This window comes from Photobacterium sp. 2_MG-2023 (genome assembly GCF_030547675.1).
GTDB lineage: Bacteria > Pseudomonadota > Gammaproteobacteria > Enterobacterales > Vibrionaceae > Photobacterium > Photobacterium arenosum.
In genome coordinates this window covers 75,164-96,354 of sequence record NZ_JAUOQQ010000016.1, presented here as the reverse complement: position 1 = coordinate 96,354, position 21,191 = coordinate 75,164, and the positions used below count along the sequence as shown (strand labels likewise).

The 21,191-nt window shown below is 54.7% G+C and carries 19 protein-coding genes; 14 read left to right on the top strand and 5 right to left on the bottom strand.

The features are described 5' to 3' along the window. The first annotated feature begins 4 nt into the window (after positions 1–4). Positions 5–1,126, top strand: coding sequence for a 2-iminoacetate synthase ThiH (gene thiH / locus Q4491_RS14160; RefSeq protein WP_303458300.1), 1,122 nt, complete (start codon positions 5–7; stop codon positions 1,124–1,126). 71 nt (positions 1,127–1,197) lie between these two features. On the opposite strand, the gene Q4491_RS14155 is transcribed toward thiH, so the two are convergent. From Q4491_RS14155 to Q4491_RS14145, 3 genes are all read right to left on the bottom strand, one after another. Next, positions 1,198–2,133, bottom strand: a complete 936-nt coding sequence (locus tag Q4491_RS14155; RefSeq protein ID WP_303458299.1) for a hypothetical protein — start codon at positions 2,131–2,133, stop codon at positions 1,198–1,200. Positions 2,134–2,340: 207 nt separating this feature from the next. After that, the gene (locus tag Q4491_RS14150; protein ID WP_303458296.1) at positions 2,341–4,128 is read right to left on the bottom strand and encodes an aminopeptidase P family protein; all 1,788 of its coding nucleotides are present in this window, start codon (positions 4,126–4,128) and stop codon (positions 2,341–2,343) included. A 123-nt stretch (positions 4,129–4,251) separates the two neighbouring features. Next, the gene (locus tag Q4491_RS14145; RefSeq protein ID WP_303458294.1) at positions 4,252–5,211 is read right to left on the bottom strand and encodes a LysR substrate-binding domain-containing protein; all 960 of its coding nucleotides are present in this window, start codon (positions 5,209–5,211) and stop codon (positions 4,252–4,254) included. Between the two features lie 122 nt (positions 5,212–5,333). Between Q4491_RS14145 and Q4491_RS14140 the strand changes: the two genes are divergently transcribed. Next, positions 5,334–6,536 (top strand): multidrug effflux MFS transporter, encoded by a 1,203-nt coding sequence (locus tag Q4491_RS14140; RefSeq protein ID WP_192017386.1) that lies wholly within the window; start codon positions 5,334–5,336, stop codon positions 6,534–6,536. Between the two features lie 124 nt (positions 6,537–6,660). Here the strand turns inward: Q4491_RS14140 and Q4491_RS14135 are convergent, their stop codons facing one another. After that, positions 6,661–7,566, bottom strand: a complete 906-nt coding sequence (locus Q4491_RS14135) for a DMT family transporter (protein ID WP_303458292.1) — start codon at positions 7,564–7,566, stop codon at positions 6,661–6,663. A 206-nt stretch (positions 7,567–7,772) separates the two neighbouring features. Here Q4491_RS14135 and rmuC point away from each other — a divergent pair, with 206 nt between their 5' ends. From rmuC to hemB, 9 genes are all read left to right on the top strand, one after another. Continuing rightward, a complete protein-coding gene (gene rmuC, locus Q4491_RS14130; protein ID WP_303458291.1) occupies positions 7,773–9,299 on the top strand; it encodes a DNA recombination protein RmuC in 1,527 nt (508 codons plus the stop codon). A gap of 47 nt (positions 9,300–9,346) precedes the next feature. Further along, positions 9,347–10,099, top strand: coding sequence for a bifunctional demethylmenaquinone methyltransferase/2-methoxy-6-polyprenyl-1,4-benzoquinol methylase UbiE (gene ubiE, locus Q4491_RS14125; protein WP_192017389.1), 753 nt, complete (start codon positions 9,347–9,349; stop codon positions 10,097–10,099). 7 nt (positions 10,100–10,106) lie between these two features. Next, entirely contained in the window at positions 10,107–10,733 is a 627-nt protein-coding gene (locus Q4491_RS14120; RefSeq protein WP_218386313.1) for an SCP2 domain-containing protein, read from the top strand. Between the two features lie 6 nt (positions 10,734–10,739). Further along, on the top strand, positions 10,740–12,377 hold the full coding sequence (gene ubiB / locus Q4491_RS14115) for a ubiquinone biosynthesis regulatory protein kinase UbiB (RefSeq protein ID WP_303458289.1): 1,638 nt from the start codon (positions 10,740–10,742) through the stop codon (positions 12,375–12,377). Between the two features lie 56 nt (positions 12,378–12,433). Further along, positions 12,434–12,679 (top strand): Sec-independent protein translocase subunit TatA, encoded by a 246-nt coding sequence (tatA, locus tag Q4491_RS14110; protein WP_027251474.1) that lies wholly within the window; start codon positions 12,434–12,436, stop codon positions 12,677–12,679. A gap of 3 nt (positions 12,680–12,682) precedes the next feature. After that, complete coding sequence (tatB, locus tag Q4491_RS14105; protein WP_192017392.1) at positions 12,683–13,096, top strand: Sec-independent protein translocase protein TatB; 414 nt, start codon at positions 12,683–12,685, stop codon at positions 13,094–13,096. A gap of 9 nt (positions 13,097–13,105) precedes the next feature. Then, a complete protein-coding gene (gene tatC / locus Q4491_RS14100; protein ID WP_046221825.1) occupies positions 13,106–13,855 on the top strand; it encodes a Sec-independent protein translocase subunit TatC in 750 nt (249 codons plus the stop codon). Positions 13,856–13,979: 124 nt separating this feature from the next. Next, the gene (locus Q4491_RS14095; RefSeq protein WP_303458311.1) at positions 13,980–14,768 is read left to right on the top strand and encodes a TatD family hydrolase; all 789 of its coding nucleotides are present in this window, start codon (positions 13,980–13,982) and stop codon (positions 14,766–14,768) included. An 80-nt stretch (positions 14,769–14,848) separates the two neighbouring features. Further along, on the top strand, positions 14,849–15,895 hold the full coding sequence (gene hemB, locus Q4491_RS14090) for a porphobilinogen synthase (protein ID WP_192017393.1): 1,047 nt from the start codon (positions 14,849–14,851) through the stop codon (positions 15,893–15,895). Between the two features lie 46 nt (positions 15,896–15,941). Here the strand turns inward: hemB and asnC are convergent, their stop codons facing one another. Next, positions 15,942–16,403 (bottom strand): transcriptional regulator AsnC, encoded by a 462-nt coding sequence (gene asnC, locus Q4491_RS14085; RefSeq protein WP_027251479.1) that lies wholly within the window; start codon positions 16,401–16,403, stop codon positions 15,942–15,944. A gap of 115 nt (positions 16,404–16,518) precedes the next feature. Between asnC and Q4491_RS14080 the strand changes: the two genes are divergently transcribed. From Q4491_RS14080 to Q4491_RS14070, 3 genes are all read left to right on the top strand, one after another. Then, positions 16,519–19,662: an EAL domain-containing protein gene (locus Q4491_RS14080; RefSeq protein WP_303458283.1), complete on the top strand. Its 3,144-nt coding sequence runs from the start codon at positions 16,519–16,521 to the stop codon at positions 19,660–19,662. 187 nt (positions 19,663–19,849) lie between these two features. Continuing rightward, a complete protein-coding gene (locus tag Q4491_RS14075) occupies positions 19,850–20,620 on the top strand; it encodes a class I SAM-dependent methyltransferase (RefSeq protein ID WP_218386308.1) in 771 nt (256 codons plus the stop codon). Positions 20,621–20,662: 42 nt separating this feature from the next. Next, the gene (locus tag Q4491_RS14070) at positions 20,663–21,139 is read left to right on the top strand and encodes a hypothetical protein (protein WP_192017396.1); all 477 of its coding nucleotides are present in this window, start codon (positions 20,663–20,665) and stop codon (positions 21,137–21,139) included. The last annotated feature ends 52 nt before the right edge of the window (positions 21,140–21,191 follow it).

Here is a 21,191-nt window from a genome sequence, read left to right as displayed (position 1 = left end):
CGCCATGAGTTATGTGGATGTATGGCGGCAGCTGGACTGGGATGATGTCCGGATGTCTATCTACAGTAAAACAGCTGCAGATGTCGAGCGGGCACTCAGTAGACGAAAGCGCGATCTGGAAGATTTCAAAGCACTGATTTCGCCTGCGGCGGAACCGTATCTCGAGCAGATGGCGCAGCAGTCTGCCGCGCTGACGCGGCAGCGTTTTGGCCGGACAATCGGGTTTTATGTCCCTTTGTACCTGTCGAACCTCTGTGCCAACAGCTGCACCTATTGCGGTTTTACCATGGAAAACAAGATCAAGCGACGGACGTTAAATCTTGACGAGATTGAGCGGGAATGTGCAGCGATCAAGGCATTAAACTTCGATAATGTGCTGTTGGTCACCGGTGAGCACGAGCGCAAGGTCGGCATGGCCTATTTCCGCGAATGTGTACCGGCGATTAAACGCCACTTCAGTTATCTGTCGATGGAAGTCCAGCCGCTGGATCAGCACGAGTATGCTGAGCTGAAAACCCTGGGGCTGGATGCGGTCATGGTGTATCAGGAAACTTACAGTGCTCCGACGTACGCCAAGCATCATCTGCGCGGCAATAAAATGGATTTTGAATACAGGTTGGCAACGCCGGATCGGCTGGCACGCGCCGGGATCGACAAAATCGGTATTGGTGCCCTGATAGGCCTGGAGGAGTGGCGCACAGATTGCTTTTTTACCGCCAGTCATCTGGATTATCTCGAACGCACTTACTGGCAGAGCCGTTATTCGATTTCCTTTCCGCGCCTGCGCCCCTGCACGGGGGGGCTGGAGCCGAAGTCAGTGATGAGCGACCGCCAGCTGGTGCAGCTGATTTGTGCCTACCGGCTGTTTAATTCTGAAGTCGAGTTGTCCATGTCGACCCGGGAGTCGCCGCATTTTCGCGATAATGTGTTGCCACTAGGGATCACCAGTATGTCGGCGGGCTCCAAAACCCAGCCTGGCGGCTATGCCGATGATGAACCTGAGCTGGAGCAGTTTGCTATCAGTGATGAGCGTGCCGTGGCTGATGTTGCCGATGCAGTGAAACAGCACGGTTTTGAGGTGGTGTGGAAAGACTGGCATCACGCCTATTCCGGACTGCCGCTCTAAGTTGGCACTCGGGTTTGTGTTGATGACAAAATCAGGCTGATGAATGATATCAGCCTGATTTTTTACGTTACTTATTCAGTAAAGACAGCATTGACTTTGGCGTCATAGCGGGCGGTGATATTGGAGGAGTAATGACGGGCAGTCAGCTCCACCTTCAACTTCTGCACTTCAACCGGCTGGTCAAAAAAGACAGACAAATTCCCGGATGGATATTTCAGGTAACTGGGATAAATACGTTCATTGTTCTCGTTGTAGAAGAAGGCCACGACAGACTGATTACGCGCATTGGCTGTGGTATCTACGATCAATTCCAGTGACTTCACTTTTTTATTGTTGTAGGGCGTAATTTCCAGCCATTTGGTCACAGGTGTGCCAAAACTGGCATAGATTGAGGTGCCTGCGGTCAGTGTCTCATCAAAATCGATCACCGGATCGTGATCCGGGAAGCTGGCGGCATCGTTGGGTTTACTGTTACCGAAATATTCCTGCATCAGAGTGAAGCCGTCACCATCGTAGTCGGTATAGGCATCCAGCCCGACAACCTCATAGGTTTTTTTCCACCAGGTAGGCAGGCGATCATTGTCTATGCTGCTGCTTTCGCCAAAGTTAAAGCGGAAGTTACCGTCAAAGCGCTGGCTCGGCTTACTGAAGTTGGCGTTATAGAGGGAAATAACGGCGCGGTAGCCATTCTGATAATACTCGTTTGGCGTATCAAAATGTAATTCTCCCCAGCCCGGACGACAGTCGAGATAATGCAGTCTCTGGCTGGCGGCATTGTAAATACTGATTGTACAGTCCATAGCGCTGGGTTGATTGTTATCAAAACCCAGCGTGACCAGATGGCGTCGGTCAGCAGGCGGCAGGGAAAAGTTAACGGTAAAGTTGACACGCTGGCCTTTGCTTAATGTCTGGCTGACCGATTTGGTATAGCTTTCCAGGTGCGGATTAGTATTGGCGAAGGCGGCAAAAGATAAGCAGCCTAACGCATAGAGAACATATTTTTTCATAGCATAACCTTATGAATTCTAGTGAGTATAATTTCATTGGGGATGCTAACGGCATTATTATGTTGTGAAAACAATCAATAGTGGTGGTTGTTACTAGTGTTCTGGCTTTTATGTGTTTGATTAACTGAAGTGTGGGCCTGACAGTGATAAAAAAGCCCAGCGCATACATGGCCGGGCTGAGAGTGTGAAGATCAATAGATTTCAGTGTTAACGACTGAGCGGTGCCGTGGCTTGCTGCAGCCAGCTCAGATCCTCACCCTGCAGAGAAGGGCTGATGACATCGAACACGGTTTGATGGTAACGGTTCAGCCAGTCGAGCTCTGTCTCTGTCATCAAGCTGAGATCCACCAGGCGGCGGTCAATCGGGGCACGGGTCAGCGACTCGAAGCCCAGTACTGTCATGTCGCCCTCGGTTGCCACTTCTACCACCAGCTCCAGGTTTTCGATACGGATACCAAAAGCATCGGCACGGTAGTAACCCGGTTCGTTGGACAGCACCATACCCGGCAGCAGGGCGGTCGGATTCGGTGCTTTTGAAATACGCTGCGGCCCTTCATGCACGTTCAGGAAATGGCCGACACCGTGGCCGGTACCGTGGTCGAAATCAAAGCCATGGGCCCACAGGTGCTGGCGCGCCAGGGCATCGAGCTGAGATCCTGTCGTGCCGCGGGGAAAGCGGGCGGTCGCCAGAGCGATATGCCCCTTCAGAACCAGAGTGAAGGTTTGCTTCACTTCGGCATCAGGATTGCCAATGGCAATGGTGCGGGTGATATCTGTGGTGCCGTCGGGGTACTGACCGCCTGAATCGACCAGATAGACATTGTCCATTTGCAGAACGCCCGGCTCAGGCTGGTTGTTGTGGTTGTAGTGACACATGGCAGCGTTGCCGCCGGCCGCGGAAATGGTGTCAAAGCTGACGTCAGTGCAGCTCGGATCCTGGATGCGGAACTGCCACAACTGATCGGCCAGTGTTGCTTCGTCCAGCAGGTTGCCGGCCGCCACCTGACGGTCGACCCAGGCCAGGAATCTGGACACGGCGACACCATCGCGGATGTGACTGGCTTTCATACCGGCCACTTCGGTGAGGTTTTTCGCGGCTTTTGGCAGCATACAGGGATCAGCCCCTTCGATAATAACCGCGCCGGCGTCGCGCAGTGTCTGCCCAGCCCAGGCATTGCTGGTGGCCGGATCAAGCAGCACCCGCTTGCCGCTCAGGACTGTCAGGCTATTTTTCAGGGTTTCAGGGGCCTGAACGCGGACACCTTCACCAACATGCGCCGCAAACTCAGCAGGCAGGCGGGCCTGATCGATAAAGAAATCGACGCTGGCATCCTGATGCACAATCGCTGCTGACAGCAGTACCGGCAGGCAATGCACATCGCTGCCGCGCACGTTGAGCAGCCAGGCGATGCTGTCGAGCTGGGTCAGCAGTACGGCATCGGCTTTTTGTTTCTGCAGGCTGGTCGCAATGCCGGCACGTTTGTCCTGGCTGCTCTGGCCGACAAAATCCAGGCCCATCAGTCTGGCATCGGACAGAGTCGGGGCCGGACGGTCGTGCCACAGGTCGTCGATCGGATTACTGCTGATCAGCACCAGCTGCTGATCTTTGTCGAGATGTTGCTGGACGCGTGCCAGCCAGGCACCGCTGTGCAGCCGGGGATCAACTGCGATTTTACTGCCAGCAGGCAAATGCTCCTGCACCCAGTGCATTGGTGGCTCTTCGATCAGATGACGGTATTCAAACACATCGCCCGGCACTTGCTTGCGAACCTGAACCACATAGCGGCCATCGACGAACATAGCCGCTTTGTCACGGCCGATCACCGCTGCGCCGGCAGAACCGGTAAATCCGGTGGCCCATAACAGGCGCTCGTTGTGTTCGGGAATGTATTCGCCCAGGTATTCGTCTTCATGCGGAATCACCAGGGCGTCAAGCTGTTCCGCTTCCAGCCACTGGCGAATCTGTGCCACGCGTTGTGAGATCACTGATTGCATCTGTCTATATTCCTTTCTGTTGTTGTCATCCGAATGGGGATGCTCTAAACCTGCCCCTTGGTCACCCTGACGGCAGCAGCAGGCCGATCCGGTAACGGTAGCGCTTTTAATGAGAGGCTGCAATTATCGACTGGACAATTCGCGGCATCCGTTAATGATTATCTGGCGTAACCAGCAATGGCCAGGATCATTCTCTTGATGTTGTGGCCAGAACAGGGTGTAGGCCATTGCCGGCAGCGGTGTGGGCAGCGGCAGCACCACCAGGTTGAGCTGAGCGGCGACATAGTCGGCAAAATGGCTCGGTGCCGTAAAAATCAGATCCGTATGGGTACACAAGCTGGCGGCACTATTAAAGTCTGGCACATACATGGCGATGTCGCGCTGCAAGCCTTGTTCCGCCAGCTTGTAATCCAGCAGCCAGCGGTCATCGCGCCCGCAGCGCACCTGAATATGGCGCTGCAGCAGATAGTTGGCCTGAGTCCACTCGCCCTGCTCAATCAGCGCCAGCACTGGGTGGCCGGGGCGAACAATACAGCGCTGGGTATCGCGGTGAAGTTCCTGAAAAATGATCCCTTTGGGCGGCATCAGGGTGAGCTGGGCGTCGTGTGGATTGAGATCCTTGCCGGTAATGCCGAAGTCGATTTCCCCGCGCAGCATCTTGTCGAAGGTGTCCGGCTCCCAGGCATGGGTATCGAGCAGTATGTTGGGTCCCTGACTGAAGATTTCGCCGAGAAAACGCGGCATTAACAGCGGATAGGCACTCTCTACCAGCGACATTTTGAAGTGGCGGTGGCTGTTTTGCGGTACAAACTCAGTCGGTTCGGTCAGGTTTTCAATATCCTGAAGCAGTTTTTCCAGCACTGGCTGCAGCACTTTGGCGCGCGGGGTGGGCAGCAGGCCGTGGGCACTGCGGACAAACAGTGCGTCATCGAATTGCTCGCGCAGCCTGGCCAGGCTTTTGCTCACCGCCGACTGGCTGAGAAATAAACGCTGGGCTGCCCGGGTCACGCTGCATTCCTGCAGCAGGACATGGAGGCAAACCAGCAGGTTGAGATCGAGGCGGGCTAATTTATCAACAGTCATAATAAGTCCGTTACTTTAGCAGTGATATTCTGATATGGAATTTTAGTAGTGAATATAAACCATTTTGATTCATATCACTAAGGCCGTAGACTGGCGCCGTCTTCTGATAGGAAACCGAGTGAATGAAGCCTGAAACGACAACGTCTCACCGCCGTATTGTGGCGTTAATGGTCCTGCTGGTGCTGTTCAGCCCGCTGGCCATCGATATTTATCTGCCTGCTTTGCCTGCTATGGCTGACAGTTTTGCCGTCGACCCGACTCTGGTGCAGGATACCGTCACCTGGTTCATGTTCAGTTTAGGACTGGGACAGGTTTTTGCCGGGCCGCTGGCAGACCGTTTCGGCCGTCGCCCGATTGCGCTGATCGGTGTCACCGTGTACGCCTTCAGCTCGGCACTGGCTTATACCGCCCAGTCGCTGGATATCATGCTGCTCGCGCGTTTTCTGCAGGGCTTCGGCGCTTGCGCCACTTCAGTGGCAGCGTTTGCGGCAGCCCGTGACAGCTTTGGTCCTGAACGCAGTGGCCGGATGATCAGCTATCTGAACGGGGCGATTTGTTTTATTCCGGCACTGGCACCTTTATTGGGTTCCTGGCTGACCCATGAGTTTGGCTGGCGCGCTAACTTCAGCTTTATGGCCGGGTTTGCGCTGGTGGCCGGTGGCCTGCTGAGTGTGTTTTTCCGTGAAACCCGTCCGGCGGAGACCTTTGTCAGCGGCGCGATGTTCAGTCCGTCACGTTACTTTTCTGTCCTGCGTGAGCCGGTTTTTGTCTTCCATGCCTCAATGTCTATGCTGGCAATGGCGGTAATTCTGGCTTATGTGACCTCTGCGCCTATGTGGCTGATGGTGCATCTGGGTCTGGATATGGGACAGTTTACGGCCTGGTTTGGTGTCAATGCGGTGCTGAACATTATTGCCTGCATGGTAGCGCCGAAATGTATGGATAAGATGGGTACCCGCCGCACCCTGATGTCGGGGCTGGCGATGCTGGTGATCTCTGGCGTTATGATGCTGGCACTGAAAGATATCTCAGCGGCATGGGCCTTTATGGTGCCCATATTTATGAGCTCATTTGGTTTTGCCTTCGTGCTCGGTTCGGCGGCCGGTAAAGCGCTGGCACCATTCGGTGACAGAGCGGGTACCGCAGCGGCAATGCTGGGTCTGTTCCAGATGAGCGGTGCCGGCCTGATGGTCAGTCTGACCCAGCGGATGGAGTTGTCCCCGCCATTATTGCTGACCTTTCAGATGTTGCTGCTGTTACCCGGACTGCTGATTTTGTTATCACGTAAAGGCCGCCAGTGGCATCCGGCACCAGCGCAGGATTAACCGTATGCGTCAGATTTTTAGCTCATAACTAGACGCCTGAAAAAGGCGCTGGGTCTCGACAACCCTTTTGAACTCTCGCTTGGCCTGTCACTGCTGTGACAGGCTTTTTTTCGTTTGCAGATAATCAGCAGGAGGCGCTGGCGTCGTTGGCTTTGGCTTTGCCCCGCCATTGCTGGATCAGCAGGCCTATGATGATCATCACCAGCCCGACCAGGGTCGCCGGATGAATGGTTTCACCGATAATGGTTGCCAGCAGGATCAGCGAGATAAAAGGTGACAGGAAAATAAGATTGCTCAGTTTGGCGGTATTGCGAGTCAGCTTCATGGCATTGAGCCAGAGCACAAAGGTGATTCCCATTTCAAACAGGCCGACATAACTGACCGCCAGCCAGCCTTGCCACGGAATGGGCTGCCAGCCGCCCATGTACAAGCTCAAACCGATGGAGAAAGGCAGCGACAGCACGAAGCCCAGCAACACACTGACCACGGGATCGGCCTGGTTTTTGGTGTTGATAATCCAGAACAGCGCCCACAGCAGGGTGGACACCAGCGCCAGTGCCACACCCAGCGGGCTGTCGAACTGCAAGGCCATGATGTCGCCTTTGGTGGCAATCACCACCACACCCAGGTAACCGCATAAGCAGGCCACCCAGTCCTGCGGGCGAATTTTCTGGCCGAGGAACAGGGCGGCCATCAGTGTCAGCGTGATGGCCCAACTGTAGTTAAGCGGCTGGGCCTGAGAGGCCGGCAGTAAATCATAGGCTTTAAACAGCACCAGATAATAGATACAGGGATTGATCCATCCGAGCATCAGGTAATACAGCGGTCGGGTGCGCAGGGTAGGTAACAGCTGATTCAGTTTGCCCTGATAACCGGCGATGGCGAGCAAGGCGATGGCTGATACCGAACTGGCCGCCGCCACCATCTGGATCGGCGAAAAGTAATCGAGGGTAATCTTGAAGGCGGTGGCGACGGTCGACCATAAGAGCACGGCGGCGAGGCCGAACCCGATCGCTTTCTTTTCCTGCATACTGCGGCTTCCTGCTGCTGGTGTCAGTGTGACTGGCAGGGTGAAGCGCTGCCCGTCATAAAGGGGCCAGTTTATGCCATTTGCGCTTACTCAGCCAGTCTGAAATTCGGTATCAGCGTGCCTTAATTGATGACAATATCTGGACATTTATCCAGTATCTTTTTAGCCTTATTGTATAAATACAAAAGCATGCAGGAAACAGATCTATGATGGGTGAATGGCTCAGTGATAACGGCCAGTGGCTGGCGGCAGCGATTGCCGGTGCGACGACCGCCGGCGGTGCCACGGCCCTGTGGTTTCAGGGACGTTTACGGCAGCAGGCGGCGATCTGGCAGCAGCAATTGGCAGCAGAAACCCGGCTGGCCCAGCAGCAGGAGCTGCAACTCCGTCACGATCTGCAAGAGCAGCAACAGGAACTCGATAGCCTGGATGTCGAGCGTGATCGCCTCAGTAATGAACTGCGGCAGATGCACGCCCGGCTGGCGGCGGCGGTAGAAAAACTGCGTTACCTGGAAACGTTAAGGCAGGAAAACCTGAAACTGACTGAGCGCCTGGAGGCAACCCGCCAGGCGGAATCCGGCCTGGCTGCCGATTTGCGTGAGCTGCAAACCCGTTACCGTGAAGAGCAAAAGGCCGCGCAGGAAAAAATTACCCTGCTGGAAAATGCCGAGAACCGGCTTCAGCAGCAGTTTGAAAGTCTGGCCAACCGGCTGTTCGAACAAAAAAGCCGCAGCGTGGACGCGCAGAACAAGCTGAGTCTGGATGGCCTGCTCAGTCCGCTCAAGGAGCAACTGGAAGGTTTTCGCAAGCAGATCAACGACAGTTTCAGCAATGAGGCCAGAGAGCGGCATACGCTGGTCCATGAAATCAACAGTCTGAAGCAGCTGAATGAACAGATGGCTCGTGAGGCCGTCAATCTGACCCAAGCGCTGAAAGGTGATAACAAAGCGCAGGGTAACTGGGGCGAAGTGGTGCTGGCGCGGGTGCTGAGTGAGTCCGGTCTGCGGGAAGGCCACGAATACCACACTCAGGTGAATCTGGAAGACAACAGCGGTAAGCGCTATCAGCCGGATGTGGTAGTACACCTGCCGCAGGATAAAGACGTAGTGGTCGACGCCAAAATGTCGCTGGTCGCCTATGAGCGTTATTTTCATGCCCCAAGCCAGGAGGAGCGCGACAAGGCCCTCAGCGACCATCTGGTCTCTTTGCGCAGCCATATCCGTGGTCTGAGCCGCAAAGATTACCATCAACTGGACGGCGTCCGCAGTCTGGATTATGTGCTGATGTTCATACCGGTTGAGCCGGCGTTCCAGACCGCAGTAGAAGCTGACTCTACGCTTATCCGCGATGCCATGGACAGCAATATTATGCTGGTCAGTCCGACCACATTGCTGGTGGCTTTGCGCACCATCAATAACTTGTGGCGCAATGAAAGGCAAAATCAGAATGCCAAACAGATAGCGGAACGGGCCAGCAAGCTGTACGACAAGCTGAGGCTGTTTGTGGCCGACATGGACAATGTCGGCTCGGCGTTGGAGAAAGCCAGCCAGAGCTATCAGGGGGCAATGAACAAGCTGGCGACCGGACGGGGCAATATTATCCGTCAGGCTGAAAGCTTTAAGCAACTGGGCGTTGAAGTGAAACGGGATTTACCCCAGGCGCTGACCGAGCAGGCCCAGCGTGACAGTGATACTGCCCACAGGCTGACCGAGACGGTGAATGACACACCTTAGCGCTTCAAGTAAACTACGGCAATTAGATGAGAATTGATGGAACGAGCATGACTGAACCCACAAATACCACTGATTTTGGCTACCGCGAGGTCGCTAAAGATGAGAAAGCACAGCTGGTCGCGGAAGTGTTTCACTCGGTTGCGGACAAATACGATCTGATGAACGACCTGATGTCTATGGGTATCCATCGTATCTGGAAGCGTTTCACTGTGGACTGTAGCGGCGTACGCCGGGGTCAGCGGGTGCTGGATCTGGGTGGCGGTACTGGCGATTTGACGGCCAAGTTCTCGCGTATGGTCGGTGAAGACGGTCAGGTCGTGCTGGCTGACATCAATAACTCTATGCTCAAAGTGGGCCGCAGCAAGCTGCGCGATCGCGGTATCGTCGGTAACGTGGCCTATGTGCAGGCCAATGCCGAAGAGCTGCCGTTCCCGGATAACTACTTTGACTGCATTACCATCAGTTTCTGTCTGCGCAACGTCACCGACAAAGACAAAGCACTGCGTTCGATGTTTCGCGTGCTCAAGCCAGGCGGTCGCCTGCTGGTGCTGGAATTCTCCAAGCCAGTGATAGAGCCGCTGTCAAAAGTTTATGACGCCTATTCGTTCTATGTTTTGCCTCGAGTAGGAGAAATGGTAGTGGGTGATGCTGACAGCTACCGCTATCTGGCCGAATCTATCCGCATGCACCCGGATCAGGCCACACTGGAAACTATGATGCAGGAAGCCGGTTTCGAGCAAACCCGCTTCCATAACCTGACGGGCGGCATTGTTGCCCTGCACCGTGGTTATAAATTCTGAGGTCCGGATGCCAGTTGATGCTTTAGTCACCGCAGTGGTGGAAACCGCCCTGAATGCTTTGCTGAAAGATGAAGAGGCCAGTCAGCGTCGTCTGGCGCGTCTGCGTGGCAAAGTGATCAGCGTGCAGATAAATGATTTCGGCAAGCAGCTGTTCTTTGTGTTCAGTCAGCAAATAGATGTGCTGGCCGCCTATGAAGGCGAGGCGGACTGCCGCCTGGCCCTGAGTCTGGCCGCGCTGCCTGAACTGCGTGAGCAGGCCAATCTCACCCAGCTGATCAAAGCCGATAAACTGGCACTGGAAGGGGATATTCAGCTCGCCCAGCAGTTTTCCGCACTGCTCAGTGGCCTGAAGCCGGATGTGGCGGAACGTTTATCTCGTTACAGCGGGGATGTGGTTGCCCATACAGTCGTGAGCGGTGCCCGGCACAAGCTGGCGGGACTGCAGCACCTGCTGGGTGAGCGCCGCCGCGATCTGGGCGAAATCGTCACTGAAGAATGGCGACTGGCGCCGCCGGCGCTGGAAATTGCCCATTTTGCCGACCAGGTCGACGAAGCCGCCTCACAACTGGCCCGTCTCGAAGCCCGGATTCACAAGCTGGCTGAACGGCTGGCGCAACCCACTAGCCCGTCCTGATAGCCCATGAGCCGTTTTTCCGAAATTAAGCGCCTATACCAGATTACTGCCGTCCAGCTGCGATACGGGCTGGATGATTTATTGCCGGACGATCCGCGTACCCGGCTGCCGAAACTGATGCGAAAAAGCCTGTTCTGGATCCGTAACCAGCATCCGGACAAACCTTTGGGTGAGCGTTTGCGGCTGGCGTTACAAACGCTGGGGCCGGTGTGGGTGAAGTTCGGTCAGATGATGTCGACCCGACGTGACCTGTTTCCGCCGCACATTGCTGATCAGCTGGCGTTGCTGCAAGACAGGGTAGCCCCTTTTGACGGCGCCCTGGCCCGAAAGCAGATTGAAAAATCGTTAGGCGGGCCGCTGGATACCTGGTTTGCCGATTTCGACCAGACGCCGCTGGCCTCGGCATCCATTGCTCAGGTCCACACTGCTACACTGAAAGAGAGCGGCCGGGAAGTGGTGCTCAAGGTGATCCGCCCGGACATCCTGCCTGTGATTCAGGCCGACATCAAACTCATGTATCGCATGGCCCGTTTGCTGTCTCGCTTTATGCCCGAGGCGCGTCGCCTGCGACCGGTGGAAGTGATCCGGGAATATGAAAAAACCTTGCTCGATGAGTTGGATCTGATGCGTGAAGCGGCTAATGCCATTCAGCTAAGACGCAACTTCGAGGGCAGCGATTCACTCTATGTACCTGAAGTGTTTACCGATTATTCGCACAGTAATCTTCTTGTCATGGAACGTATCTATGGTATCCAGGTGTCTGATGTCGAGGCACTGAAAGCCAACGGCACAGACATGAAGCTGCTGTCGGAAAAAGCCGTGAATGTGTTCTTCACTCAGGTCTTTCGTGACAGTTTCTTTCATGCGGATATGCATCCGGGCAACATTTTTGTGTCGCACAAGAATCCGGTTGATCCACAGTGGATTGCGTTGGATTTTGGTATCGTGGGTACCCTGAATCGTGAAGATAAGCGCTATCTGGCGGAAAACCTGCTGGCGTTTTTTAACCGGGATTACCGCAAAGTGGCTGAGCTGCATGTGGATTCAGGCTGGGTGCCGCCCGATACCAATGTCGACGAATTTGAATTTGCGATTCGTACCGTGTGTGAGCCAATTTTCGAGAAACCGCTGGCAGATATCTCCTTTGGCCACGTGCTGCTGAACCTGTTCAATACGGCACGACGCTTTAATATGGAAGTCCAGCCTCAGCTGGTGCTGCTGCAAAAAACCTTGCTGTATGTTGAAGGGTTAGGAAGGCAGTTGTATCCGCAGCTGGATCTCTGGGATACCGCTAAGCCGTTTCTGGAAGACTGGATGTCGCGTCAGGTCGGGCCGCAGGCCATTATTGGTGCGGTACGGGACAAGGCGCCTTTCTGGGCCGAGAAATTACCTGAATTGCCGGAACTTCTATATGACAGTTTGCGCCAGGGCAAGGTGATGAATCAGCGGATTGATAAACTGTACGACAATTTCATGACCAGCCGTCGTCAGCAAGCCCAGGCCAGGTTCTGTTTTGGGGTTGGGGCGACGCTGATTATATGCTCTGCCATACTTTTTAGTAATCAGGTGGATGTTTATCCGGTCGTATCGGCCACAGCTGGTGCGATGTGCTGGCTGTTTGGCTGGCGGGCTTACACAAAATAACGGCTGTGCTGCTGTGTGGCACCGCGTTTTATGAATCTTATTGAGGAAAGGTAAACATGGGTGGAATCAGTATCTGGCAACTCTTAATCGTTGCCCTGATCATCGTCTTATTATTCGGGACCAAAAAGTTACGCTCAATGGGCGGTGACTTAGGGTCGGCGGTCAAAGGTTTTAAAAAAGCCCTGAGTGACGACGACGAAGCGAAAAATAAGGCCGATGCCGATTTTGAGCAAAAGTCGCTGGCGGATAAAAAAGAGGCCGCTGAGCCACAGAAAAACCCAAAAGATAAAGAGCAGGTTTAACGCGTGTTTGATATCGGGTTCTGGGAGCTGATATTAATTGCCATAGTCGGTCTGGTCGTTCTTGGACCGGAGCGGCTGCCTGTGGCGATACGTTCAGTCTCGCAGTGGGTCAATGCGGCCAGAAACATGGCCAGTGCGGTGAAGACTGAGCTGTCTCAGGAACTGAAAATTCACGAACTGCAGCAGGACTTGAAAAAGGCCGAGCAGGCGGGCATGAAAGATCTGTCTCCTGAGCTGCAAAAGTCAGTCGACGAGCTGAAAGAGGCCGCGGCATCGGTGCAACGCCCTTACGCTAAGGCGGACTCTGAGCCTCAGATCACGCCTGAAAGTGCGGCGGCAGATGACCGTCCGCCGGCGGATTATCATCAGGATGACCCGGTGCAGCCGCATCCAACTTCATCGCAAAAACAGGATTAATTACGCCTCATGTCGAGTGTGGAAGACACCCAGCCCTTGTTCAGTCATCTACTGGAACTGCGTAACCGGCTGCTCCGTTCTATCCTGAGTGTCCTGGTGGTGTTTCTCTGCCTGGTGTGGTTTGCCAATGACATTTACAGTCTGCTGGCGGCCCCGTTGGTGGAGAGACTGCCGGAAGGCACCAGCATGATTGCCACTGATGTGGCCTCTCCTTTCTTTACGCCGATCAAGCTGACGCTGGTCGCCTCTGTGTTTCTGGCCGTGCCTCTGATCCTGTATCAAATCTGGGCGTTTGTCGCGCCGGGTTTATACAAGCACGAGCGCCGGCTGGTAATGCCGCTGCTGTTTTCCAGCTCTCTGCTGTTCTATTGCGGTGTGGCCTTTGCGTATTTTGTGGTGTTCCCGCTGGTGTTCGGCTTTTTTACCAGCATAGCCCCGGAAGGGGTGCAGGTGGCGACCGATATCGCCAGTTACCTGGACTTTGTCCTGGCGCTGTTCCTGGCGTTTGGTATCGCCTTTGAAATTCCGGTGGCGATTATTCTGCTGTGCTGGACCGGCGCGACCGATCCGCAGAGCCTGCGCCAGAAGCGGCCCTATATCATAGTGGCGGCGTTTGTTGTGGGTATGCTGCTGACCCCGCCGGACATTATTTCCCAGACCTTGCTGGCGATTCCTATGTGCCTGCTGTTTGAGGTCGGCTTGTTCTTCTCGCGCTTCTATATTCGCGCCAATGAGCAGGCGCCGTCCGAAGAAGATTAAGTCGCTTTTTGCTGACTGATTGCTGAAAAACAGCCGCCCGGTGCGGCTGTTTTTGTTTCCGCGGTTTTTCTTTGTCACCACCCGGTGTGTAGAATGGGGTTCTTTTTCTGCGGATAGCACAGTGATGATAGATATTGGCGTCAACCTGACCAACAGCCGTTTTGATAAAGACAGGGAAGCTGTCATCGCCCGTTCGCAGCAGGCTGGTGTTACCGCCCTGATCCTGACCGGCACCAGTGAAGATGAGAGCCGGCAGGCGCTGGCGATGGCGCATCAGTGGCCGGGCTACTGCTTCAGTACCGCTGGTGTGCACCCGCACGATGCCAAATCGGTGTCGGACTTCTCTCTGCCCGCGATTCGCGAACTGGCGGCCGATCCGGCTGTGGTCGCGCTTGGCGAATGCGGTCTGGATTTCAACCGTGATTTTTCGCCCCGCCCACAGCAGGAAGCTGTTTTTGAGGCGCATTTGGTGCTGGCGGCTGAGCTGAAAAAGCCGGTGTTCATGCATTGCCGGGATGCTCATGAGCGCTTTCTGGCGATACTCAAACCCTGGCGCGATAAACTGCCGGCGGCGGTGCTGCATTGCTTTACCGGCAGTGAGCAGGAGCTGAAAGATTGCCTGGCGCTGGATCTGCACATTGGTATCACCGGCTGGATCTGCGACGAGCGCCGGGGCACCGAGTTGCGCAATATCGTGCGGCATATTCCGGGCAACCGGCTGATGATAGAAACGGACTGTCCTTATCTGCTGCCGCGCGATCTGCGGCCCAAGCCCAAGTCCAGCCGCAATGAACCGGCGTATTTACCCCATATCGCACAAGCGGTGGCAGCGTGCCGGCAACAGTCGCCCGAGGAGTGCATGGCGGCGGCTTTTTCAACAACCCGGGCATTTTTTCAGATCGAGCCAGCGTAAACCTTTGTTCGATGATAATATGAAGCGCAACTGTGATTGACTGCGGTACGCGTTGCCGCATAACCAACAAGGAGTGAGCAGTGTCTGTATCTATTCAGGGGGCATTTCCGGCCCGTCGTATGCGCCGTGTGCGCAAGCAAGATTTCAGCCGCCGACTGACGGCAGAAAATCAGATTTCAGTAAACGACCTGATCTATCCCATGTTTATCCTGCTGGGTAAAAACCGCCGTGAGCCGGTGGAATCCATGCCGGGTGTGGAGCGTCTGTCAATTGATCTGATGCTGCTGGAAGCTGAGTACCTGTCCAAGCTGGGTGTGCCGGCCATTGCCTTGTTCCCTGTGGTGTCGCAGGACTTCAAGAGTGTTTGCGCCGCCGAGGCCTATAACCCTGAAGGCCTGGTACAGCGCGCGGTGCGTCTGCTGAAAGAGCATGTACCCCAGATGGGAGTGATCACGGATGTGGCACTGGACCCGTTCACCACCCACGGTCAGGACGGCATCATTGATGACAACGGCTATGTGATCAACGATGAAACGACGCAAGTACTGGTCAAGCAGGCCTTGTCACACGCTGAAGCCGGTGCGGACGTCGTGGCACCGTCTGATATGATGGATGGCCGTATCGGCGCCATCCGCGAAGCGTTAGAAGAAGCCGGCTATATCCATACTCAAATCATGGCGTATTCAGCCAAGTACGCGTCTAACTATTACGGCCCGTTTCGTGATGCGGTCGGCTCGGCGAGCAACCTCAAAGGCGGCGATAAGAAAACCTACCAGATGGATCCGGCCAACATCGATGAAGCATTGCATGAAGTGGCGATGGATGTGCAGGAAGGAGCGGACATGGTGATGGTGAAACCAGGTATGCCTTATCTGGATGTGGTGCGTCGGGTGAAGACAGAACTGCAGGTGCCGACGTTTGCCTATCAGGTCTCAGGGGAGTATGCCATGCACATGGCGGCGATCCAGAATGGCTGGCTGAAAGAAAAAGAAACCGTGATGGAATCTCTGCTGTGCTTCAAGCGTGCCGGTGCTGACGGTATTCTGACTTACTTTGCCAAGTCGGTGGCCGAATGGCTGGCGGCGGAAGCTGCAGAACGTCAGGCCAGTGTGGCCGACAGAAAGTAAACGCCTCAGAAAAGCGAGCCCGGCTCGCTTTTTTCTTGCCTGATGATCAGGGCTTAACGTTGCGATTGATCGGGTTTTGCAGCGAGATCAGGGTTTCTGTCGATTGCACTTCATCAATGGCCTGGAGCTTGTCAATGAGCACATACTGCAGCTCTTCAATCGAGCGGCACATCAGCTTGACGAATATATTGTAGGCCCCTGTGGTGTAGTAGGCTTCCACCACTTCGTCGAGTTCATTGAGTTTTGCCAGAGCGGAATGATAATCTCTGGCCGCATTCAGATTGATACCAATAAAGCAGCAGACGTCATATCCCAGAAGCTTAGGGTTGATAATCACTTCAGTTCCAGTAATGATGTTGGCGGCGCGCATTTTTTCGACACGGACATGGACGGTGGCCGGGCTGACATTGAAGCGCTTGGCCATTTCGGCATACGGGATCCGGGCATCGTGCATCAGGGCATTCAGAATATCTCGGTCTAAATCATCAAGACGAGGTAGCGGGGTCATGGCATCTTTCCGTGGTAGTTCGCAACTACTGCATCATATACTGGCTCGACTCATGACGCACGGATTAGGATCGGATCACAATCACGGCATAAATAAAGGATATCACTGTCTCTTCATGCGCTTAGTTCTCTTGCTACTGGTACTTGTCATACCCAGATTGGCGCTGGCTGAAGCTAATGTGCTGGTGATTCATTCCTATCATCAAGGTATGCAATGGACGGATGCCCAACAGGCTGGGCTGGAAGCCGCCCTGCGTTCTGAATCGGTGCGTCTGCAGGTCGATTATATGGACAGCAAACGCTACCAGTCGCCCTGGTATCTGGATCAGCTGGTGGATGTATACCGTGCCAAACTCAGCAGTGAAAAGTTTGATGCCATCCTGGTGACCGACGATAACGCCTTGTGGCTGGTCAATCAGCTGTCAGATGAAATCGGCCCGACGCCTGTGCTGATGTCGGGCATCAATACCTACAAGCCCGCCAAGCATGCCAATCTGACCCGGATTGGTGGTGTACTGGAAGCCAATGATGTGTCGGCCAATATTAATTTAATTCAGACCATTCAGCCCGATGTCCGGCAGTATTATTTTATTACCGATCACACCGCAACCGGGCGTGAGCTCTGGCAGGATGCCCAGCGCTATCTCAGCCAGCATCCTGAGTTGGATTACACCTATCTCAGTCCGCAGTCGTTTGCCGACTTGTTTGAGGTAGTCGGCCAGTTACCGCCTGATTCTGCGATTATTTTCCTCAGTTATTTTGTTGATGGTAACGGGGTGTATATGTCGGGCCGTGAGCTGATGCAGACCCTGACCCGCAAGGCCAGCGTGCCTGTGTATGTGTCCTACCGTTTTCTGTTGGAGGACGGCGCACTGGGTGGGGTGGTCAGCCGCGGTTACGATCAGGGCATGATACTGGGGCAGTTGTTAAAGCAGGTGCTGAACGATACGAATACTCATTATCCAGTGTTCCGGAACAGTCCCCGCCAGGTAATGTTTAATTACCCGGCCATGCAACGCTGGAATGTGACTGTGGACAAGGAGCAGGTGTCGCTGGTGAACCGGCCGCTGAGCTGGTTTGACAAGTACGCCGGTCAGGTCAGGCTGTTCAGTCTGGTGCTGGCGGTGATGCTCTCGGTGATCCTGCTGCTGATTGTGATTATCCGGCGCCTGCGGCGCAGTGAAAGAAAACTGACCCAAAGCCGGACAATGTTCGAAGGGGTGTTTGACCAGAGTTTCCAGTTCATTGCCATCTTGCACCCGAGCGGTCAGCTGCAATCGGCCAATCTGGCGCTGCAGGATTTGCTCGGCCGCTCAGTGATCAAATATGACCGCCCATTCTGGGACTGGGGCTGCTGGGAGCGGACCAGCACAGAGCAGCTAAAACAGTCTTTCCTTTCGGCGACCAGCAGCCAGCTGGTGAGATTTGAAACCGGTATCAACAGCAGTGAAGACGGCACGCGGATACTGGATATCTCCATCAAACCCCTGCCCCATACTGACGGTGTCGAGGGGCAGTTACTGCTTGAAGCCCGGGATGTGACTTCCCGCCATCATATGGAAGAAAAACTGCGGGAACGGGAAATCAGCTACCGCCTGCTCTACGAACAGCAGCCGGTGATCTTGCTGGCGATCAATCAGCACGGCCGCATTCAGTCTGTGAATCAGTTTGCCACTGAGTTACTGGGCTACAGCAAGCGGGAAATGCTGGGCCATAAAGTGACCGACTTTTACCTGGACGATGAAGAGATCCCCCAGCATTTTATTTCGGCCCATCAGGGCAAAGATGACCAGAACGTCTGGCGGCGCCAGCTGCGCTATACCAGTGCCAGCGGCAAAGCGGTCTGGATTCGGGAAACCATACGATCTTCCGTATCTCAGCATCAGTTGCTGCTGGTCGGTGAAGACATTACCAGTACCCGCGAGCTGGAAGCCAAACTCGAATACCAGGCAAATCATGACTACCTGACCAGTTTGTTCAACCGCAGCTATTTCGAGCGCCAGCTTGACGTGTCGTTATCCGAAGCCAGAGACAAAGGTGCCCGTCATGCCATGCTCTATCTGGATCTCGATCAGTTTAAAGTCATTAATGATACGGCAGGCCACGAAGCCGGCGATGAAGCGCTCAAGCAAGTGGCCTGGCTGCTGCGGGGGATTATGCCGCATAAGGCGACGCTGGCACGGCTGGGCGGCGATGAATTTGCCATCATTCTCAGCCACTGTGAAGTGGAAGGAGCGCTGCGTCTGGGCGCGGAAATCCTGCATCTGCTGGAAGAAAGCGAGTTCTACTGGCAGAACACCCGTTTCAGCCTGAGTGCCTCGATCGGCATCCGGTTGATTGATGATACTGCCGGTTCCCCTCAGCAGGTGCATGCCCAGGCCGATACGGCGTGTTATGCCGCCAAAGATGAAGGCCGCAACCGCCTGCATTTGTACCGTCCGGATGATGAAGAATTGCAACGGCGCGAGCGGGAAATGGCGTACGTCAACCATATCCGGCGTGCGCTTGATGAACAGCGGTTTGAACTCTATGCTCAGGCGATTGCACCGCTGGCAACGGCGTCCGCCGGTCATCACTATGAAATTCTGATCCGGATGCGCAGCAGCGACGGGGCAATGGTACCGCCCGGGCTGTTTATGCCAGCAGCTGAACGCTACAACCTGGCACATCTGATCGACCGGTATGTGGTTAACGCGGTTCTCCTTTGGCTGGAAGCACACCCGGAAGCCGTTGCGTCGCTCAAGCTGTGTTCGGTTAACCTGTCCGGACAGTCGATGGGCAATCCTGATTTTGTCGATTTTCTGCTGGCGCGTATTAGCCAATCCAGTGTGCCGGCCAGTAAGCTGTGTCTGGAAATTACCGAAACCGCCGCGATCGGCAACATGAGTGAAGCCATTGAGTTATTCACTCAGCTGAAAGCGCTGGGGTGCCTGATTTCGCTGGATGATTTCGGCGCCGGTCTGTCATCCTTTGGTTACCTGAAACGCCTGCCCGTTGATCTGATCAAAATTGACGGTATGTTCGTCCGTGACATTGCCGATGATGAAGTCGATTTTGCCATGGTGAAAGCCATTAACGATCTGGCCAAGAAAATGGGTAAGCAGACAGTTGCTGAGTTTGTCGAAAACGAAGCCATTTTGCGGCGTCTGGAGCTGCTGGGGGTGGATTATGCGCAGGGTTACCAATTTGGTAAACCTATGCCTTTGGCCCGGCTGGTGGAGAGTTTAACCCTTTCTTCAGCAGCAGAGACGATCCTGTAAATCCCTCTTGATAGTTGGTATCGCGTGTTCAAGGGGAGTGCTACTTTATCCGCTGCCTTGTTGCCGCTTGTCTTCCTTGTCAAAAAGTAGACCAATAACCGATCCCGATTGGGTATAATCCGCCACAATATATGGATTCCTGTCTGCCAGCCCCGTGCCGGGCGGACATTGTTTTGCGGAGACACCCGTGCAAATCGCTTTACTTTGTGAGCAACCTGAACGTCACGCCGAGCTGGCTGAACTGGCTGCCCGTTGGGGACTGGAGCATAATGCTCAAGCGCAGTTTGCGCTGTCTTTGACGGCAGAGCGTCTGGAATTGCTCAAGCAGGATGAACCCAAGCTAGGGGCGGTTTTTGTCGATCTGGCCGGTGGCGCCGCCGCGCACAGACGCAAGTTTGGCGGCGGGCGTGGTCAGGCTATCGCCAAAGCCGTGGGCCTGAAAAGCGGTGTCACACCGACTGTACTGGATGCCACGGCGGGGCTGGGCCGTGATGCGTTTGTGCTGGCATCTCTGGGTTGCCGGGTACAGATGGTTGAGCGCCATCCTGTGGTGGCGGCATTGCTGGAAGACGGTTTGCGCCGCGCTTGCGCCGATGCGGAAATCGGCGGCTGGGTGAGTGAACGTATGAGCCTGTTACATGCTACCAGCCAGGATGCGCTCACTGGATTGGCGGCAGATCCTGACTATGTGTTACCGGATGTGGTGTATTTAGATCCTATGTTTCCCCACAAAAAGAAATCGGCTCTGGTAAAGAAAGAAATGCGCGTGTTCCAGAGTCTGGTCGGTGCTGATATGGATGCCGATCAGCTGTTGACGCCGGCGCTGACATTGGCGAACAAACGTGTAGTGGTCAAGCGTCCTGACTATGCCCCCTGGTTGGATGGTCAATCGCCGTCAACCGTGATCAATACCAAGAAGAACCGCTTTGATGTGTATGTCAAAGCGGCTATGAAGTAGCCGCTGACGGCTGTTGGCTGTTGCAGGTTGGAGAAAGCCGAAATGTCCAGGTCATTGTGCAAGTACCGTCGTTCAGAGATCAGCGAGAAGATTGCGTCAATTGCTGAGTTGGTGAGTGCGCCCCAGTATTTTTGCCGTAGCTGTGCCAGGGTCGCCAATGGTAAATCTTCTCTCTGCAAACCGGGTCGCTTACCCGTGCAGGGCCAGAAGAGGGTGCCAGCGACGATCCCATCGGTCACTGCGGCATCTGTGATGGCCCCGTCGCCTGTCTCAGGTCAGGAGCCGGCGTTGCCGCCTGTGGGTGAGCGATTGGAAAGCGGTGCCATGGTGGGGGTGCCGGTGGGTTTGCTGAGCGTGTCGGTCAAGAAACTGGATAAGAAGCTGCGCAAGCTGGCTAAAAAGAAACGTAAACGCCTCAAGAAAACCGACAAGTACCTGAAGAAGGCGGAAAAGTACCGGAAGAAATCTGAGCAGATACAGCGAAAATTCGACAAGCTGATCTATAAAGCCAGTGCCTGATCATTGCCTGCAGCCCGGTAAATAAAAGAAGCCTCCGTTAACGGAGGCTTCT

What these genes read in the sequence shown, in the direction of transcription:
- Q4491_RS14070 (WP_192017396.1), top strand. Translation starts at nt 20,663, where the DNA reads ATGTCCAGGTCATTGTGCAAGTACCGTCGTTCAGAGATCAGCGAGAAG.
- rmuC (WP_303458291.1), top strand. Translation starts at nt 7,773, where the DNA reads ATGATGGGTGAATGGCTCAGTGATAACGGCCAGTGGCTGGCGGCAGCG.
- ubiB (WP_303458289.1), top strand. Translation starts at nt 10,740, where the DNA reads ATGAGCCGTTTTTCCGAAATTAAGCGCCTATACCAGATTACTGCCGTC.
- Q4491_RS14150 (WP_303458296.1), bottom strand. Translation starts at nt 4,128, where the DNA reads ATGCAATCAGTGATCTCACAACGCGTGGCACAGATTCGCCAGTGGCTG.
- thiH (WP_303458300.1), top strand. Translation starts at nt 5, where the DNA reads ATGAGTTATGTGGATGTATGGCGGCAGCTGGACTGGGATGATGTCCGG.
- Q4491_RS14095 (WP_303458311.1), top strand. Translation starts at nt 13,980, where the DNA reads ATGATAGATATTGGCGTCAACCTGACCAACAGCCGTTTTGATAAAGAC.
- asnC (WP_027251479.1), bottom strand. Translation starts at nt 16,403, where the DNA reads ATGACCCCGCTACCTCGTCTTGATGATTTAGACCGAGATATTCTGAAT.
- tatC (WP_046221825.1), top strand. Translation starts at nt 13,106, where the DNA reads ATGTCGAGTGTGGAAGACACCCAGCCCTTGTTCAGTCATCTACTGGAA.
- Q4491_RS14140 (WP_192017386.1), top strand. Translation starts at nt 5,334, where the DNA reads ATGAAGCCTGAAACGACAACGTCTCACCGCCGTATTGTGGCGTTAATG.
- Q4491_RS14080 (WP_303458283.1), top strand. Translation starts at nt 16,519, where the DNA reads ATGCGCTTAGTTCTCTTGCTACTGGTACTTGTCATACCCAGATTGGCG.
- Q4491_RS14135 (WP_303458292.1), bottom strand. Translation starts at nt 7,566, where the DNA reads ATGCAGGAAAAGAAAGCGATCGGGTTCGGCCTCGCCGCCGTGCTCTTA.
- ubiE (WP_192017389.1), top strand. Translation starts at nt 9,347, where the DNA reads ATGACTGAACCCACAAATACCACTGATTTTGGCTACCGCGAGGTCGCT.
- Q4491_RS14155 (WP_303458299.1), bottom strand. Translation starts at nt 2,133, where the DNA reads ATGAAAAAATATGTTCTCTATGCGTTAGGCTGCTTATCTTTTGCCGCC.
- Q4491_RS14120 (WP_218386313.1), top strand. Translation starts at nt 10,107, where the DNA reads ATGCCAGTTGATGCTTTAGTCACCGCAGTGGTGGAAACCGCCCTGAAT.
- Q4491_RS14145 (WP_303458294.1), bottom strand. Translation starts at nt 5,211, where the DNA reads ATGACTGTTGATAAATTAGCCCGCCTCGATCTCAACCTGCTGGTTTGC.
- tatA (WP_027251474.1), top strand. Translation starts at nt 12,434, where the DNA reads ATGGGTGGAATCAGTATCTGGCAACTCTTAATCGTTGCCCTGATCATC.